The sequence below is a fragment of the Candidatus Sericytochromatia bacterium genome (assembly GCA_035285325.1).
GTDB lineage: Bacteria > Cyanobacteriota > Sericytochromatia > S15B-MN24 > JAQBPE01 > JAYKJB01.
Genome location: JAYKJB010000004.1, coordinates 15,396 through 32,785, shown reverse-complemented (window position 1 = coordinate 32,785; position 17,390 = coordinate 15,396). Strand labels below are relative to the sequence as shown.

Genomic DNA, 17,390 nt, shown 5'->3' with positions numbered 1-17,390 from the left:
CTGATGCGCTTCGGTCGGCGCGTGCGGCCGTGGGCCTGTGGGGTGCTGCTGGGAGCCGGCCTCTGGGGGGGCGCCGCCGATTGTTCGGCTGCGGACGGGGCTACCCCTCCGGAAAACGCGGCCTTCGAGGGGGCCCGCATCGTCTCCGTCTCATATGAGGGAGAGACGGCCGGACTGGATCTGGCCCGTCTGGATGAACTCGGCGTGCTGCATGCCGGGAGTCTCTACGTGGCCGCTCGGGCCCGCGAGAGCGTGGCCAACATGTACCAGACCGGTAAATTTGCCACCATTCGCGTGCGGGCTCGCGGGGTGGAGCCCGGCGCGATCGCCTTGGTGTATCAGCTCGAACGGGCCCGCCTGATCACCGGTTGGCGTTTCGAGGGGGTGAGTGCGCTTGCCCCCGACTTGCTGGCGCGCACGCTCGATCTGAGCTGGGGCGATCGCCTCAATCCGGAGCGTTTCAAGGCCTGGGAGGAACTGCTGAGGGAGCGCTATGCCCGAGAGGGCTATCCCCGCGCCAGTCTGGAGGTCCAGGTCGTCCCCCGTGGCGTCGACCGCGTCGAACTCTGGTTGAAGGTGCGCGAGGGCGAGCCGGTGCGCGTTCGGGAGGTGCGCATCCAGGCGCCCGGACTCGATCAGGCGACCCTGCGAAGGTTGCTGGAGACCACGCCGCGCGCGGCGCTGTCGCGCGAGGACATCCTGCGCGGGGTGGAACGCATTGAAGGTCACGTCGGCGAGGCTGGTTGGGTCGGCTCTCGGGTCCGCTGGTCGCTGGTGATGCCTGATGGGCGTCGGGAAACGAATCATGCCGCGGTCATGGCCGCTGCCCCGCCCTGGGTCGATTTGATGATTGCCGTGGAGGCGGGCCACCAGGCCAAGATCGAGGTGGATGCCGATGTGATGCTGCCGGAGCCGGAACTGGCCAAAGCCATCACCGTCTACGCCCAGCGTTCGCTGAGCCCCTATGAAATCGAGACCAGCGCTTCCAAGCTGCAAGCGCTGTACCAGTCTCGCGGGTTTGCCGAGGCGGTCGTTGAGAGTGAATTCGACCGGATTGGCAGTGACACCTTCAAGGTGCGCTTCAAGGTCAAGGCGGGCCCCCAACGGGTGGTCGGCAAGGTGGAATTCAGCGGCAATGAAACCCTTTCTGCGGGGGCGCTGAAACGGATCATCCAGACGGGGCAGACGCCGCCCTGGCAAGGACCGGCCCCCTTCGACCAGGCGGCCTGGCAGGATGACATGGCGGCCTTGAAGGAATACTACGTCAAGCAGGGCTTTTTGCGGGCGCGTCTGACCGCGCAGGACACGCCGCGGGCGCATGCCCCCCACGTGAGAGACCTCCACGTGCAGGTCTTCGAGGGGCCGCGCACCCTGGTCGGGCGCATCCAGTTTCCCGGGCTGAACGCTTACCAGCAAGCGGGGGCGCTGCAGGCCGTGGGGGTGAACCCTGGCGATCCTTATCATCCGGGAGCGGTCGCTGAATGGGTGTCCGGCGCTCAGGCCTACATGGCCCGGTTGGGCTTCCCGCGGGCCCGGGTGGAGGCGGCTCTGGTCGACGGCGAGGATACGCCCGACGCCACGCTGCGCTTCACGATCACGCGGGGCCCGCGCAAAACGGTGGGGCGCATCATCGTGCGAGGCAATGTCAAAACCTCTGACGGGGTCGTTCGCCGGCAGATCACCGTCCAGCCGGGTGATTTCTTCGATGCCGAGGAACTGGTGCGCACCCAGCAGCAAATTTACCAGCTCGGCTTTTTCGACCGGGTGCAGGTCGAGCCCTTGCGCCCGATCTCCGCCGATCCGGATGAGGCGATCGACCTGGTGGTGGTGCTGCACGAGCGGGAGACCGGCTGGGTCGGCTTGGGCGGAGGGTACGGGTCCCTGCAAGGTCCCCAGCTCAGCGCCGAGTTCCTGCAAAACAACCTTTGGGGCAGCGGTCGACCGTTTCGCCTGGAAGGGCTCTACAGTGGTCCGCGGGCCACCATCCAGGCCTCGTTGCGGGACCCCTACCTGCTCGGCACCTCTCAGATCGGGGAACTGGGCTTCTCTTTCCTGCAGGAGCGGAGACGGGCGGGCGAGCCTCTTTATCAGACCTATGGTCCGACGATCGGTTTGTCGCGCCCGTTCGGAGAGGGCTGGCTGGCCAGTGTCCGTTACGGCTGGGGCCGAACGGCCTATCCTGAGCTGCTGCCTGAACAGGTGGCCGCCGTCGCCTCCTTGCCGGAGCGCACCAACAGCATCGTGACGCTGGGCCTGACCCACGATGCGCGTTCCGACGTGATGAACCCGCGCTGGGGCGACAAGCTCGACCTCAACGTGGACTGGTCCACCTCCCTGCTCGGGGGCAGCCTGGTGTACCTGCGGCCGCGCGTGACCGGGGCCCACTTTCTACCGCTGCCGCGCCGGATTGTGCTGGCCCTGGGCTTTGAGGGGGGCTGGTTGCAGCCGCTCAGCGGGGGCTGGGCCCTGCCGACGGACCTGCTGTTCGTGAGCGGCGGCGCGAGCAGCCTGCGGGGCTACTTCAACAACGTCTTTCCGCCTGGCCAGCCATCGGGCGGTCATCTCATGCTGGTCTCGCACGCGGAGCTGCGCACGCCTCTGTTCGCGGATCTGGGGGCGGTCTGCTTCCTGGACGCGGGCAACGTGTGGGGGGGCTGGGGCCACGTCTGGAACGAGGGGATCCGCGTGACCGGCGGATTGGGGCTGCGCTACCAGACGCCGGTGGGCCCCCTGCGGCTCGACTACGGCGTGCGCCTGCATCCGCGCCTGGAGTGGGCCGGCTGGGAGGGGTTGTACGGAGGCATCGGCCATGCGTTTTGAGGCGACCCCTCCGGCTCGGTCTGGCACCTGGTGGGTGTTGGCCTGCGGGGTGCTGCTGGGAGTCTGGTTGGCTGGCGCCGAGCGGTGCCTGGCGCAACCTGCGCAAGATGCCTTGTTGCTCGATCGCGTGGTGGCCACCGTGGAGTATGACCCCGTTCTCCTGTCGACGCTGAAGGCCTATCAGCGCTCCTTTCACGGCGCAGCTTCGCTGGAACAAGCGCTGGAGGCGCTGCTGGGCGATCGCCTGCTGGCGCGAGAAGCCCTGCGCTACGGATTCGCCGTGTCGGACCAGGCCCTCACCGCCGAGATCTCTCGCCACCCGGCTCCTGAAGGCTTCGGGGGCGCGGAATGGGAGCGGCTCCTCGAGGACCGGGCGCTGGCGCGGCAATTCTTGACCTTTCGCTTCGGCGACTTCGTGCCCATCAGCCGGGAGGACATCGCAGCTTACCTGAAGGGCCACCCCGAGGCCCCTGGGGCTTCCCTGGCAGCCCGAGAACAGTGGGCGCGGGACCGGCTGGCACCCATCGCCAGGGCGCAGCGTGAAAACGCCTTCCGAGAGGAACTGAGACGGCGCGGCTATGTGCGGAGTTTCTTGACGCCTCCCTCGGGGGGCAGCGGCCTGATATGATGGTGTCACCAGGAGGTTCGAAGCCCATGCCCCATTCATCGTTTCAACGTGCCGACGTCCTGCGGGTGCTCGCTCGGGTCGTGCGCCTGGGAGGCCGCGGCCTGCGGCTCGACGAGGTGCCGATCCAGTTCTTGGAAAAGCGCATTGCCGTGGTGCTACCCGCCGACCGCTTCACGGCGGATGAACAGGTGCGTCTGAACGGAAAATTTCAGCATCTGATGACCCAGCTCGGGGCCCACGCCTACCTCGATTTCGCCGAAAATTGGAAGGGCCTGCAAACGACATTGGACGGCGGCTTCCACTGACGCACATCGCCGGTCGCGCGCGCGCGGGGACGGCGGCTCGGGGTACACGAACCAGGCGATGACGGAGCGGTTGACCACGCGCTACGACCTGCGCGGCTTGTTGGGAGAGGGCGGCATGGGCCGGGTCTGGCGGGCCTGGGACCGGGTGCTCGCCCGTGAGGTGGCGCTCAAGCAACGGCGCGGGGATGCGCTGACTGAGGCGGCGCTCCAGCAGGAATTCTGGTGGATGACGCGCCTGAAGGATCCGCACCTGGTCGACGTGTACGACTATGGCCTCAGCGCCGAAGGCCAGGCTTACTACACGATGGAGCTGGTCGAGGGCGCCGACCTGGAGACCTTGTTGCCCTTGCCGGCAGACCAGGTGCTGGTAATGGTTCGGCACGTCGCCCGCGCCTTGCGTCGGATTCACCTGGACGGTCTCGTCCACGGCGACCTCAAGCCCGCCAATATCCGGCGCACCATTGATGGCACGTACAAGTTGATGGACTTCGGTCTGATGAGGCCGGCCGGCCAGCCGGTGGGCCTGAGAGGGACGTTGGGTTACTTGGCACCGGAGATGATCCAACGTGCCCCGGTGGACCCGCGGGCGGACCTGTACACCCTCGGGGTGGTGATCTATCAAGCCCTGACGGGGGAATTGCCGTTTCCCTGCGAGGAGCCCCTGGAGGCGCTGCGAGCGCACCTGACCCTGTCGCCTCCGCGGCCGTCGCGGCTGGTGCCGAACCTGGCGCCGCTCTGGGACGGTCTGGTCACCAGCCTGCTCGCCAAGGACCCCGCTCGCCGCCCCCAGTCGGTCTCCGAAGTGCTGTCCCGGCTCGGAGAGGTGGTGCCTCCGGATCCGGCGGTGCTGATGTGTCCGCCGTTCGTGGGACGCGAACGGGAGTTGCAGCGCTTCGATGCGCTGCTCGATGGCCTCGACAAGGATTCCGCGGCTGCGACGTGGGTGCTGGAAGCGGCTCCGGGGGCCGGCAAGTCGCGCCTGCTGGAAGAGTGCCACACGCGGGCCCAACTGGCGGGGAGCCTGGTGCTGCAGGTCAAGGTCGAGCCTGGCGCGTCCCCCTATCAGCCCTTGCGCGACCTGCTGCGTCAGGCGCTCCAGGCGCTCTCGGAAGACGAGGGCCTGCTGCTCAGCACCCATAGGGAGGCCTTGCAGCCCCTCGGTCTGGTCGCCGGGCCGCCGGACGAGGGGGGCGCAGGCAGCCCCCGGGCCGCTCAGTTGCGCTTGCAGGCCGCATTGAACGACATCCTGCTGGCCGTGGGGGACGGTCGCTCGCTGGTTGTCCTGCTCGACGATTGGCACCTGGCAGCGCCCGAGGCACAGCAGCTCTGGACGGCGTTTCAGCAGGCCGGCGGGGTGTCCACGGGGCTATTGAGTGTGCTGACCCGAGACGCCGCATCTACCCCGGAGGCGGCGGAGGATGAGCGGGTGCAGTTGCCGGCCCTGAGGCCCCGCGAGGTGGCGCGCTTCCTGGGCGGCATGTTTGGCGCGCCGCAGGTGCCCGCCGGCTTCGTCCAGCAGGTGCAGGAGCTGGCGGATGGAAATCCCGGCAGGATTCAGTCCCTGATCGAGTTCTGGGTCAGCCAGGACCTCATTCCGCAGGCTGAGGGCGCGTGGCAACTGGAGAGGCTGGGGGGCGACCTCCACGTGCCCAGCAGCCAGCGCTTGCTGGAGGCGCGTCTGGCCGACCTGACGCCTGCGGCTCGCCGCCTGGTGGGCCTGCTGGCGTTTCTGGAGGGCGCCTTTGACTTCGCGTTGATGGAACATCTGCTCCCCGACGTGTCGGCGGAGGAACGTCGACGGGCGATCGCCGATCTCGAACGCCAGCGCATCGTCAGACGGGTCGACGGGCAGGCCGACTTCGCGCCCCAGCATCTGGCGCGAACCCTGCGTGAGGCCACCTCGGCCGAAGCTGCGCGCCAGGCGCACCGCCGCCTTGCCGCGGCCTGGTTGGCCTGCCATCCGGATGCCGTCCAGGCGCGCACCCAGTGGTGCCCGACGGCTTCTCCAGCACCACCCCCCAACGTCCGACTCGGGGACCTGTTTGTTCATCTGGCCAATCACCTGTTCGCCGCTGACGAGGCTCTGGAAGCGATTCCCTGGGCTGCGGGCGCCGTGCGGCACCTGATTACCCAGCACGCGACCGCCGCGGCCAGTGCGCTGGCCCGACGCGCCGCCGAGGCCGCCGGCGGTGTCGACGGGGAACGCCTGCTGGACATCCCTTTGCGGGTATGGAAGGCCTCTTTTGAGACCGCCCTGGGAGATCTGGCCCGCCTGTCGGGAGCGCTGGGGGAGGCGGAACGTTGCTATCAGGCGGCCTTGTCCTGCCTGGAGGACGGCCAAGCGCCCCACGTCATCGTGCGGGCCCGCATCGGGCTGGGCCTGACCCTCGTGGTACGCTCGCAGGAGGAGGCCCTGGCCCACCTGCGGGAGGCGTTGCCGATGGTGCGTGCGCTGCAGGCGACGCGCGAGGAGCTGCGCTGCCTGGCCGCATCGGCCCGGGCCACTTATCAACTCGGTGATATGGTCCGCGCGCGGGCGCTGTACGAAGAAACGTTGGCCCTGGCCGAACGCTGCGAGGATGAGAGTTATCGGGGTGAATGCCTGTGTTTCCTCGGGTTTCTGGACGTCACGGACCCGCCCAAAGAGGACCCAATGGCCGCACAGCGCGGGCTGGAGCGCATTCAGCGCGCGATCGGGATCCAGACCCGTCTGGCCGACAAGCTGGCCCTGAACGACACCTACATGTTGTTTGGCAATGCGCTCTATCAGCTGGGAGAACTCCCGGCGGCCGAGTATGCCTTCCTGCGAAATCAGGCGCTCTGTCACGAGCTGGGCTTCCACGAGGAGGCCATCGCGCTGGTCAACCTGGCGATGATCACGCTGGACCGTGGCGACCACGCCAACGCCTTCCTTTACGGCGAACGCGCGATCGCCCTGGCAGAGCCGCTCGGCCATTCGTTCGTGGTCGACCTCGCGCGGGGCTTTCAGGCGCGCACGCTGGCTGCCACGGGAGAGTTCGAACGCTCCTGGAGCCTGCTCGAGGAGGTGTTGACGCGGCGTCGCGAGGCAGACGACCCCTATGGTGAGTTATTCACGCTGCGAGGGGCCCTGGAGTTGTCTTGGTGCCTGGGGCACTGGGAGGCGGCAGAGGCGAACCTGCTGGCGGCACTGGACGCGCAAGCGCGATCCGGAATTCGGGAGCAGGAACTGGCCTGGGGGCTGTATGGGGCCCGTCTGGCGCTCAAGCGGGGGCAGCAGGGGGCCGCGGAGGCGGGCCTGCGCGAGGGCCTCCTGAGGGCCGAAACCCGCGGCGCTCAGGTCTGGGAGGCGCAGTATTGCCTGGCCTTGGGTGAGTTGGTGAGCGTGGACGCCGGAGCCACCGAGGCGGCCGCCTGGTTCGAAAGAGCCGAAACGCTGGCCACCACGTGTGAGGCACGCCCCGTCTTGATCGAGGCGCTCTTCTGGCGAGCCCGCCTGGCCCGCACCCAGGGGCAGACGCTGGAGGCCGACGGCTGGCTGCATCGGGCTCAGGACCTGGCCATGCGCTGTCAGATGCCGGATTGGCAAGCGCGCCTGGCCTACGAGCGCGCCTGGCTCCACGCGCCCAGTCCCCGGGCGGCGCAGTGGTTGCGTGAGGCCAGCGAACATCTGACGCCCCTGCACGACGGCCTGGCCGAGGCCAGGCGGAACGCCTACCTGGCCAAGGACCATCGCGCCCAGATGCTCGGACGGGTGCTGCCCGTGCAGTCCGACGTGGCTTCCGCTGAGCCACTGTCTGACCGTGACCCGCGCGATCTCGAGCGGCAACTGCAGGAGGCCCGCCGCAATCTGGCCCAACATCAGCAGTGGTTTGACGACCTGCAGCACACCGCCGAGCGGTTGCAAATGCAGCTCGATTTCGCCCACGATCTCCAACGCCTTGACGACGAGGAGACCATCTTGCGCCGCACGTTGCAGGTGGTGATGGGCATCGCGCGGCTGGAACGGGCGGACCTGCTGCTGTTCGACGGGCTGGAACTCGACTGCCGTCTGTCGCTCGAAAGGCCTGGTGGCGCGGGCCTGTCGGACCCCTGGGGCGGCTTTGCGGACCTGCTGCTCGATACCTCGCAACTCGACGAGATCCAGTTTATTCGGGACACCCAGGCGCTGCCTGCGTGGTCACATCTGCCGGCTCCTCGTGCCTTGCTGACGATCCCCCTGCAGAATGAAGCGGGACGCTGGGGCCTCGTGCTGGGCCTGGGACATCCCGAACTGGTGGGCCCTCTGGCGGCCTGGGACCTTGACGCGTTGCGCCTGGTGACCCAGCAACTCGTGGCGGCCAGCCGGCGCCTTCGGCTCGAAGCGGAATGGCGCAGTCGCGCCGATCGCCTGGAGATGTTGTATGCCTTGAGCTCGAAGGTCAGCTCGACCCTGGTCATGGCCGAGGTGCTGGACCTGGTCCTGCGCTACACCCTGGACATCACCCAGGCGGAGCGCGGGTTGCTGTTCCTGTGTGACGCGGAGGGTGAATTGCGCGCCGAGGCGGCTCGCACCCTGGAGGGTCCGATCGCGGCCGCCACCTTCGATGCACCGGTCAGTCGCAGTACGCTGCGTCGGGTGCTCGAGAGTGGCGAGGCCATCTGCACCACGGATGCGCGGGACGATGATTCGCTGCGGCAGCAGAAGAGCATCCAGGACCTCGACCTGCGAACCCTCCTGGCGGTGCCCCTGCGGGCCCAGAAACGCGCCCTCGGCGTGCTTTATGTGGATAGTCGGATGGTGGTCAATGCCTTCACGGAGCGAGATCTGGAGTTGCTCAAGGCGATCGCCAGTCACGCTTCGGTCGCCCTGGAAAATGCGCGCCTGTACGACCTGGCCACGGTGGATCGCCTGACCAAGCTGTACTTTCGGTCGCACTTCGAACAGCGCCTGACGGAGGAGATCCAGCGGGCCCTGCGTCTGGGCAGCGTGGTGTCGCTCTTGATGATGGACATCGATCACTTCAAGAAGTTCAACGATACCTACGGCCACGCCGTCGGGGACCAGGTGCTGGCCCACGTCGCTGGCGTGATCCGGGCCAACGTCCGGCAAGACATCGACGTGCCCTGTCGCTATGGGGGCGAGGAAATGGTGGTCTTGCTGCCCGATACCGACGCCGCCGGGGCCTGGGCCTTTGCCGAGCGGTTGCGCCTGGCGATCGCCACCAATCCCTTGCCCACCGAGGCGCACGGACCGCTCGGCGTAACGGTCTCGATCGGGGCGGCCACCTGCCCGGACCACGCGCAAACGGGTTTCACCCTGATGGAGTTGGCGGACCAGGCCCTCTATGCCAGCAAGCGCGGCGGGCGCAATCAGGTGACCAGCTACCAGGCGGTGGGCGGTCTCAGCTGATGTGTCATGTGGCCTGAACTGCTGAAACTCGGCCTGCGCCAGATCTGGGCGCACAAGCTGCGCTCCGGCCTGACGGTCCTGGCCATCACGATCGGGGTCGCCAGCATCGTGACCCTGACCTCGCTGGCCGAGTCAGGCCTGGCGACCCTGACCCGGGGCATCGAGGAGATCGGTGGCACGCGCTTCATCTGGATCATTCCGGCCGAACCGCGCAGCGGCACCGGCCGCCGGGATGCTTACACGGCCGGCCTGACCCAGGGCGATCGCGATGCCTTGGCCGAGCGCATCCCAGGCCTGGAATACATCGTGGCCACCAAACGGCATTATCACGAACTGATCGCGACCCAAGGCCACGCGCCGGTGGTGACGACGCTGGTGGCCACGGAGCCGGATTATTTTCAGGCCTATCACCTGCTCCCGGCCGTGGGGCGCCTCTGGAATGACGGGGACATCGAAGCCGGTGGCAAGACCATGGTGCTGGGCGCCGGGTTGGCCCGGGAACTGTTCGGGGCCGGCACGGCGGTGGGGCGTGAGGTGAGCTTTCAGGGAACCCGCTACCGGGTGCTCGGGGTGCTGCAGCGCAGCACGAAGGATCAGGTCAGTCTCGGTTTCGACTGGGAACGGGTGGCGATCCTGCCACGCCTGGCGCGTGAACCCCTGGCACCGGTGGAGGAGATCAGTGTGTTGGTGAAGCGCCAGGAAGCAGGGGAATTCACCATCCGGCTGGCCAATCAGCTGTTGCTGCATCGGCATCGCGGCGTCGACGATTTCCAGTTTCTCGATTTCGGCAGCCTGCTCAAGAACTTTTACCTGGCCTATCGCGTCATGACCTTGCTGGTGTTCCTGATCGCGGCGGTGGCGCTGCTGATTGGCGGGGTCGGGGTGATGAACATCATGCTGGTGGCGGTGCAGGAGCGCACGCGGGAAATCGGCATTCGCAAGGCGCTCGGGGCCACCTCACGGCAAGTGATGGGTCAGTTCCTGCTGGAGGCCGCGCTGCTGAGCCTGGCGGGCGCTGCGGCGGGGATAGGCCTGGGGGTGGCCAGCGTGGCCGTCGCCAGTGGGGCGATCGCCCGCGTGGCGCCGATGTGGATCAGCCTGTTCTCCTGGGGCGCCGTGGTGGCCGGTGTGCTGGCGGCCGTGGGGACCGGACTGTTTTTTGGCTGGTATCCGGCCAAACGGGCCGCGGCGCTCGACCCGATGGTTTGTTTGCGACACGAATGAGAGCCCTGCCATGACCCCTCAGGACCTCTGGTCGACCGTCTGGCGCGCCTTGCGCATCAATCCGCAGCGCTCTGCCCTGACCCTGCTGGGGGTGATCATGGGGGTAGGCACGCTGGTGGTGCTTTCCAGCGCCATGGCGGGCGGGTTGGTGGCGATCAAGCATTCCATTGACGACGCGTCCGGCGATGACGTGGTGACCGTGACGGTGAGATGGCGGGACCCGCAGGGTCGGGCCGTGCCCCGCCTCACCCTGGCCAACTGGGCCACCCTGGCCGCCGCCGCCCCCTTGCGGCAGGCCCTCACGGTACCGGAGATCGGGAGCGAGCAGGCCCTGGCAGGCAGCCGTCCTCAACGGGCCCAGGTGATAGCCCTGCCTCCTCAAGGGCAGGCGTTCTACCAGCTCGGACTCGATCAAGGACGCTTTTTGCTGGCGGAGGATGAGCAAGCCGGTCGACGGGTCGCGGTGCTGGGGCCCGACCTGGCGGCCAACCTGTTTGCGGGGTCGGCGATCGGGCAAGAACTTCGCATCGCGGATGGCCGGTTTCGGGTGGTCGGGGTGCTCTCGCGCAAATCCGCTTTGAACGCGGGCAATCGCTTCTGGAGCCGGGCCGCGGTGATTCCCACCTCCAGCTATGCCGAACTGACGGGGGACCCCGCGCTGACCGCCATTTTGCTCAAGGCGCCCGCGGAGCGTCCGCTCGCCCAGGAATTGCCCTGGCTGGAGCACGTTGTCCGCAAACTGCTCACCGCGCGAGGGGTCCAGCCCGATAATTTGAGGGTGGCGCACAGCATGGGGGCTGGTCAGGAACATGCCGTGATTCTGGCCTTGCAGGGATTGTTGCTGGCCGTCGCCGGGATCAGCATGGGCGTCGGGGGCATCAACATCATGAACATCATGCTGGTCACGGTCGCCGAGCGAACCCGTGAAATTGGACTTCGCCTGGCACTCGGGGCCAGACCCCGTGACGTCAGGCGTCAGTTCCTGCTTGAAGCGGCCACCCTGGCGGGGCTGGGCGGCGCCGTCGGGGTGCTGGGTGGCCTGCTGCTCGCGGCCCTAGTCAGCGTCGTGATGAGCCGGGTCCTGGGCGATTGGCCCCTGGTGGTCGACCCGGGCGTGCTGCTCCTGGCCTTTCTGAGCGCGCTGGGCGTGGGCGTCGTGTTTGGCTGGTATCCGGCTTCACGGGCCGCCCGCCTGAACCCGATCGAATGCCTGCGGAACGAATGAGGGCAGCCTGACGCCGCGCTCAGGGGGCCGGTCAGGCGATGCTGGACGGGCCCTGGGAGCCGACGCCAACCATCATCAGAGTCGGTTGGTGGATTCGCTGGCGCTGGTCGGGTCGATGTAGACCAGGTCGCCGGACTCGAGCCCCTGCCGGATTTCCACCTGGCTGTCCGATTGTGCACCGAGGAAGACCTCGCGCGTTTGGATGGCGCTCAGGTCCCGCTTGCCCGCGGGCAACCAGGACACCTCGGCTCGCCGGTCCGGCTTCCTCCTCACGGCCTCCACGGGCAGCAACACGACATTCTTGCGTTCCGCGGTCAGGATATCCAGGTCTGCCCGCATGCCGGGTCGCAAGGCGCTCTGCGCCTGGGTATCCGACGTCGACAGCAGCACCTGCACGGGGAAGAGCAGCAATTCCCGCTGGGTGGGGTGTGGCTCTGCCGCCGGCGCCAGCTTGTAAACCTGCCCTTGAAGGGTCTTGCCGGACAGGGTTTCCAGGCGGACCTGGACCGGTTGTCCGAGCGAGACGCGCGCGATGTCGGCCTGATTGACCTCGGATTCGACCACCAGACGGCCCAGATCCGCCACCGTCAACAAGGGACTGCCGGCGGACTGCGAGGCGCCCCCCGGGGTAACCATCTCTCCCACTTCGATGGCACGATGAATCACCGTGCCGGTCAGGGGAGAGCGCACGGTGGTATCGCTCAGCTGGTCCCAGGCAGCTTGGCGGGCGACTTCCGCCTTGCGCAAGCGGGCGCGCACCTGCGCCAGCTCGGGGGCTCGGGCCCCGGCCCCGAGGCGCGCCAGCCGACTGGCTGCGGCTTCCACGCTGGCCTGGCCGCGTTCATCATCGGCCTGCGCGATGCCCCATTCGCGCGGGGTCAGCGCGCCCACCGCCAGGGCTTGCCTGGCGCGGTGGCGCTCTTCCCGCGCCTGCCGTGCGCGGGCGCGCGCCTCGGCCAGCAGGGCCCGCGCCTCGGCCACTTCCTCCCGTCGCGGGCCCGCCTGCAGGGCTTCCAGTTCCGCCCGCACCATGGCCAGGTCCGCGTCGGCCTGGGCCAGTGCGCGGGCGTAGTCGCGGGATTCGATGGTCAGCAGCACCTCGCCCCGCTTCACGCGTTGCCCCTCTTTGACGCGCACCTCGGCCACCTGGCCGGCCACCTTGGCCCGGATGTCCACCTTGGTCAGCGGCTGCACGCGGCCCGTTTCCGACACGCGCAGCGTCAGGTCCCCGCGCACCGCCGTGACCAGGCGTTCAGGGGCGATCGCCTGGCCAGTCTGCCAGCGCGACCAGCCCAGGCCGGCCCCGAGCAACAAGAGGGCCAGCAGGGTGGGAAGGGCAAATCGCTTCACGGAACCTCCAACGTGGACGTCGCCATCAGGCCGGCCTGGAGGGGCAGGTCGGGGGCCCACTCCCCCGTGGCGCGGGCCAGGCTGGCGATCGCCAGCGCGTGGTCGATGCGGGCATCGATCTGTTGATGCGAGGCCAGCTTCAGACTTTGGCGCGCCTCGTTCAACTCCGTCACCAAGGCGTATCCGTAACGGTAACGGTTCTCCAGCCAGGCCAGGTTTCTGGTGGCCAGGGCCACGCTGCGCTGGCCGATCTGCAAGCGACGACGGGCCAGCGCCAGCTGCGCGTGGGCCTGTTTGACTTCCAGCTCCGCGCTGCGTCTCGCCGCCTCCAGGGCGGCCTCCGAGGCAGATGCCTGCAACTGCTGGGCCTGGATGTTGCGCTGGATGACGCCGTGATCGAACAGGTTGTAGCTGAGGTTGAGTCGGGCGTCCCAGGTGCCGACCAGGTTCGGTAGCACATTGCGGTTTTGCGAGGTGGGAATGAAGGGATTGTTGCCGTGCTGGTAGGCGCTGATGGCTTCCAGCTGGGGCAGTTTTTCGGCCGCGGCGACTCCCACGCCGGCCTGCTTCGCGGCCAGGTCCGCCTCGGCCAGCCGCAGGTCGGGCCTGCGCTCGCGCGCCTTGGCCAGACTGACTTGAAGGGACACTGGATCCCCGGCCGTGGGGGCTGGCGGGTCCTGGAGCGGCACGCCCAAGATGTCGCGTTGCAGCAAACTGGCAAGCTGATCACGGGCACGTCGGGCCTCATCGCTGGCCTTCAAAGCCTCGCTTTCCTCGGTCAGGAGGGTCACTTCCGCCCGGTCGAGTTCGGCGGCGTGGGCCCGACCGAGCTGAAAGCTCGACCGCACCAGGTCACGCGCGGTTTGCGCCCTGGTCATCGCCTCCTGCTGGGTCGCGGCCCGCAGTTCGGCCCGGCGCGCGGCCCAGTAGGCCTGGGTGACCTGCCAGACCAGCTGCTGACGCACGTGCTGCGCGCGGGCCTGGCTGGCCGTCACGGAGGCTTCGGCCTGGCTGATCTGATGGTCCAGCCGGAAGCCGGTGAAGAGAGGCCAGCGTGCCAGCAACGTGGCATTGCCGATCGGAGCGACGATCGGCGTAGGAGCCGAGTTTCCGAACAGGCCAAAGACCCCGGAGTAGTTCCCCACGGCCAGCTGCCCGGAATAGCTGAACCGCTCGGCGTGGGTACCATCCGCCACGACCCGCGCCCGACGCGATTCGAGTTCAGCCTGATGCATCTCGGGGCTGCACGCGAGGGCGCGTTGTAGCGCGTCGTTCAGGCTGAGGGGGGCAGGCGGGGCGGCAAGATTGCCCAGCAGCAGCGCGGTCAACACGTCGGCTGTCCTTGCGGTCGCGGGCGGGGGGAGGCGTTGGACCCGTCGGCCACGATGCGGCCGTCACGGAAGCGCACGATGCGTTGGGCATACGCGGCCACGTCTGGTTCGTGCGTGACCATCACGAGCGTGATGCCCTCCGCGTGCAGATCCAGAAACAACGCCATGATCTCGTCGGTGGTTCGGGAATCCAGGGCGCCGGTCGGTTCGTCTGCCAGCAAGACGCGAGGTCGAGTCACGATCGCGCGGGCGATCGACACGCGTTGCTGCTGCCCCCCACTGAGCTGGTTGGGATGGTGCTCCAGGCGATCGCCCAGACCCACCCGCTGCAACGCCAAGCGGGCGCGCTCTCGGCGTTCGGCAGGTTTGACACCCGCGTAGATGAGTGGCAACTCCACGTTGGCGATCGCCGAGGTGCGGGCCAGCAGATTGAAGCTCTGGAATACGAAGCCCAGCTTGCGGTTGCGCACGGCGGCCAGGGCCTCTTCATCCAGATCCTGGACAGACGTTCCATCGAACGTGTAGCTCCCGCTGGAGGGACGGTCGAGGCAGCCCATGATGTTCATCATGGTCGATTTGCCCGATCCTGAGGTGCCCATGATCGCCACAAATTCGCCCGAGCTGATCGACAGAGACACATCGTCGAGGGCCCGAAAGCTGGTAAGTCCGGTGGCGTAGGTTTTGGAGATATTGCGTAGCTGAATCATGCGCACGGCGGCGGAATGGGCCGCTGCTATATACTACAACGGCATGAGGATTCCCGATGGGGCGGACCCGTGGTTCGACGCGAACCTGCCAGAAACGACGCCATGCGCATCCTGATGGTGGGGCACGAATGGTTCAGCGATCACGCGGGCGGCGGGGGGCGGTACCTCCACGCGGCCGCCTCCGGTTTGGCCGCCAGGGGGCACGCCGTGACGGTTCTGGTGCCGCGCCAGGGAACCGGGCTGCCGGAGGAGATGCCCCAGCCTGGACTGCGCCTGCTCAGAGCTGAGCTTGGCGAGCGGGCGTCGACCTGGTGGCGCGGGCTCCTGCGGGTCTTACCCGGCCTGGTGGAGCGCTTCGGTCCTTTCGATGTGGTTCACAGCCACTTTGCCGCCATGGGGCTGGTTCCCCTGTGGCATCCTTGCCTGAAGTCCACGCGCCGAATCGGCCAATTCCAGGGGCCGTGGGCGATCGAAAGCCGCTGGGCGGGCCATTCCCCCTTGAGCTGCGGCTTGCGCTGGGCGATCGAGCGCCTCGCCTATGCTCGCTGTCACCGCCATGTGGTTCTCTCGCGGGCGTTTGCAGAGTTACTGGCAGCCACTTACGGGGTGGACCCGGCGCGCATCGAGGTGGTCCCGGCCGGGGTCGACACCGACCGCTTCAAGCCGGCAGATGACCGCGCCGCGCTGCGGGCCCAGCTCGGCGTGGCGCATCAGCGGGTCTGTCTGGCCACGCGGCGGCTGGTGCAACGGATGGGCCTCGATGTGCTGCTGCGGGCCTGGAGCCAGGTCGCTCCGCAGCATTCCCAGGCGCGGCTGGTGCTGGCCGGGGAAGGGCCCTTGCGAGGGGAGCTGGAAGCCCTCACGGACCGTCTGGGCTTGCGCGCCCAGGTGACCTTCCTCGGGCGGATCGCAGACGATGAGCTGGTGGCCTGGAATCAGGCGGCCGATCTGGCCGTCCTCCCCACCCGCGACCTCGAAGGGTTCGGTCTGGCCACCGTGGAGGCACTGGCTTGCGGCACTCCCGTGATCGGGACTCAGGCCAGCGCCACGCCGGAAATCTTGGGGCCCCTGGACGCTGGGCTGTTGGTGCCGCCCGCGGATGTCGATGCCATGGCCAGCCGTCTGGGCGCCTGGCTGGAGGGTCGGGCGCCCGGGCCCTCGCGCGAGGCCTGCCGGAACCACGTGCTGGCCCATTACACCTGGCCTCGGGCCATCGATCGCCTGGAGCGGATCCTTGCCGGAAACTGAACCCTCACCCACCATTCTCTTGCTGGATCACACGGGGGAACTCGGGGGCGCTGAACGGGTGCTGCTCGAACTGACCGAGGACGCGGCCTCAGCAGGATTTCGCACCTTGGTGGCCTGTTCGGGGGGGGCCTTGCGCACGCGCCTGATCGCTCAGGGCACCGAAACCTGGGAGCTGCGCCTCGGGGAGGCCCTGCGCACCGTCTCGCGCGAGGTCTGGCGGCAGTCGCCCTGGCGGGTGCTCTGGCAGGCTCGGGAACTGGGGCTGGAGGCCTGGCGCCTGGCGGCTCGCGCGCGAGAGGCCCAGGTGACCCTGATCCAGACCAACACCTTGAAGGCTCACATCCTGGGCGCGCTGGTCGCTCGCCTGGCGGGGCTGCCCCTGGTCTGGCACATGCACGACATGCCGAGTTCCCGGGGGGACACGCGCCGCCTGCTCCAGGTCGCCGCCTTGATTCGCCGGCCACGGGGAATTCTGGCCGTGTCCCAGGCCGCCGCGAGCGACTTGCCCCTCGATCTTCAATCCCTGGTGCGGGTCGTTCACAACGGCATCGACCTGTCGGCTTTCGACGCGGCCGCAGCCCAGTCCCGGCCTTGCGAGGCGTGGCCGGAAGCGCCCGCGCGGGTGGTGGGGGCGGTCTCCTGGCTGATTCCCTGGAAAGGTCTGGACGTCCTGATCACGGCCTTCGCCAGCCTCTCGCCCCGGCATCCTGACCTGCGACTGGTGATCGTGGGCGATACGATCTTCCAGTGGCGCGAGGAACGCCAGCGGTTGGAACACCTGGCCCGGGCCCTGGGGCTCACGGAGCGCGTGGTGTTTCTGGGCGCGCGGGAGGATGTGCCGAGTTTGCTTCGGCGGATGGACCTGTTCGTCCATCCTTCCCGTTTCGAACCCTTCGGACGGGTCTTGCTCGAGGCCATGGCCGCTGAACGGGCCGTGGTGGCCTGCGCGGCCGGCGGGGTTCCCGAGGTCGTGGCGGCAGACGTCAGCGGCTTGCTCGTGCCCCCCGGCGAAGCGGAGCCGCTGGCTGCAGCCATTGAAACGCTTCTGGCGGATCCTCAGCGGGCCGCGCAGTTGGGGCGGGCTGGCCGCCTCCGCGCCGCGCAGCACTTCTCGCTGGCCAGCACGCGGCAGGCCGTGTATGCGGCCTGGCGCAGCTGGTGCAAGGACCAGGCGTAGCGAC

Annotated in this window: 11 protein-coding genes; 8 read left to right on the top strand and 3 right to left on the bottom strand. The window is 68.2% G+C overall.

The features are described from left to right. Positions 1-3 precede the first annotated feature (3 nt). Genes bamA through VKP62_00760 form a run of 6 tightly spaced genes read left to right on the top strand, consistent with a single transcriptional unit; the run spans position 4 to position 11,573 of the window. Positions 4-2,820 (top strand): outer membrane protein assembly factor BamA, encoded by a 2,817-nt coding sequence (gene bamA, locus VKP62_00785; protein ID MEB3195715.1) that lies wholly within the window; start codon positions 4-6, stop codon positions 2,818-2,820. After that, the gene (locus VKP62_00780; GenBank protein MEB3195714.1) at positions 2,810-3,448 is read left to right on the top strand and encodes a hypothetical protein; all 639 of its coding nucleotides are present in this window, start codon (positions 2,810-2,812) and stop codon (positions 3,446-3,448) included. The genes bamA and VKP62_00780 overlap by 11 nt, the downstream gene beginning before the upstream one ends. 26 nt (positions 3,449-3,474) lie before the next feature. Continuing rightward, the gene (locus VKP62_00775) at positions 3,475-3,753 is read left to right on the top strand and encodes a hypothetical protein (protein MEB3195713.1); all 279 of its coding nucleotides are present in this window, start codon (positions 3,475-3,477) and stop codon (positions 3,751-3,753) included. 58 nt (positions 3,754-3,811) lie between these two features. After that, positions 3,812-9,124 (top strand): diguanylate cyclase, encoded by a 5,313-nt coding sequence (locus VKP62_00770; GenBank protein ID MEB3195712.1) that lies wholly within the window; start codon positions 3,812-3,814, stop codon positions 9,122-9,124. Between the two features lie 6 nt (positions 9,125-9,130). Next, positions 9,131-10,348 carry an ABC transporter permease gene (locus VKP62_00765; GenBank protein MEB3195711.1) on the top strand — a complete coding sequence of 406 codons (1,218 nt, stop codon included), beginning with the start codon at positions 9,131-9,133 and terminating at the stop codon, positions 10,346-10,348. A gap of 10 nt (positions 10,349-10,358) precedes the next feature. Next, positions 10,359-11,573: an ABC transporter permease gene (locus tag VKP62_00760; protein MEB3195710.1), complete on the top strand. Its 1,215-nt coding sequence runs from the start codon at positions 10,359-10,361 to the stop codon at positions 11,571-11,573. Between the two features lie 75 nt (positions 11,574-11,648). Here VKP62_00760 and VKP62_00755 read toward each other — a convergent pair whose 3' ends face one another. Genes VKP62_00755 through VKP62_00745 form a run of 3 tightly spaced genes read right to left on the bottom strand, consistent with a single transcriptional unit; the run spans position 11,649 to position 14,961 of the window. After that, positions 11,649-12,923: an HlyD family efflux transporter periplasmic adaptor subunit gene (locus tag VKP62_00755; GenBank protein ID MEB3195709.1), complete on the bottom strand. Its 1,275-nt coding sequence runs from the start codon at positions 12,921-12,923 to the stop codon at positions 11,649-11,651. Then, positions 12,920-14,254, bottom strand: a complete 1,335-nt coding sequence (locus VKP62_00750; protein MEB3195708.1) for a TolC family protein — start codon at positions 14,252-14,254, stop codon at positions 12,920-12,922. The genes VKP62_00755 and VKP62_00750 overlap by 4 nt, the downstream gene beginning before the upstream one ends. After that, positions 14,248-14,961, bottom strand: a complete 714-nt coding sequence (locus VKP62_00745; protein MEB3195707.1) for an ABC transporter ATP-binding protein — start codon at positions 14,959-14,961, stop codon at positions 14,248-14,250. The genes VKP62_00750 and VKP62_00745 overlap by 7 nt, the downstream gene beginning before the upstream one ends. A gap of 102 nt (positions 14,962-15,063) precedes the next feature. Between VKP62_00745 and VKP62_00740 the strand changes: the two genes are divergently transcribed. After that, positions 15,064-16,209, top strand: a complete 1,146-nt coding sequence (locus tag VKP62_00740) for a glycosyltransferase family 4 protein (GenBank protein ID MEB3195706.1) — start codon at positions 15,064-15,066, stop codon at positions 16,207-16,209. Further along, complete coding sequence (locus tag VKP62_00735) at positions 16,196-17,386, top strand: glycosyltransferase family 4 protein (protein MEB3195705.1); 1,191 nt, start codon at positions 16,196-16,198, stop codon at positions 17,384-17,386. Before VKP62_00740 ends, VKP62_00735 begins: the two co-directional genes overlap by 14 nt. Positions 17,387-17,390: the final 4 nt, after the last annotated feature.

Coding starts and splice junctions, on each gene's coding strand:
- bamA (MEB3195715.1), top strand. CDS start 4: ATGCGCTTCGGTCGGCGCGTGCGGCCGTGGGCCTGTGGGGTGCTGCTG.
- VKP62_00780 (MEB3195714.1), top strand. CDS start 2,810: ATGCGTTTTGAGGCGACCCCTCCGGCTCGGTCTGGCACCTGGTGGGTG.
- VKP62_00775 (MEB3195713.1), top strand. CDS start 3,475: ATGCCCCATTCATCGTTTCAACGTGCCGACGTCCTGCGGGTGCTCGCT.
- VKP62_00770 (MEB3195712.1), top strand. CDS start 3,812: ATGACGGAGCGGTTGACCACGCGCTACGACCTGCGCGGCTTGTTGGGA.
- VKP62_00765 (MEB3195711.1), top strand. CDS start 9,131: ATGTGGCCTGAACTGCTGAAACTCGGCCTGCGCCAGATCTGGGCGCAC.
- VKP62_00760 (MEB3195710.1), top strand. CDS start 10,359: ATGACCCCTCAGGACCTCTGGTCGACCGTCTGGCGCGCCTTGCGCATC.
- VKP62_00745 (MEB3195707.1), bottom strand. CDS start 14,961: ATGATTCAGCTACGCAATATCTCCAAAACCTACGCCACCGGACTTACC.
- VKP62_00740 (MEB3195706.1), top strand. CDS start 15,064: ATGCGCATCCTGATGGTGGGGCACGAATGGTTCAGCGATCACGCGGGC.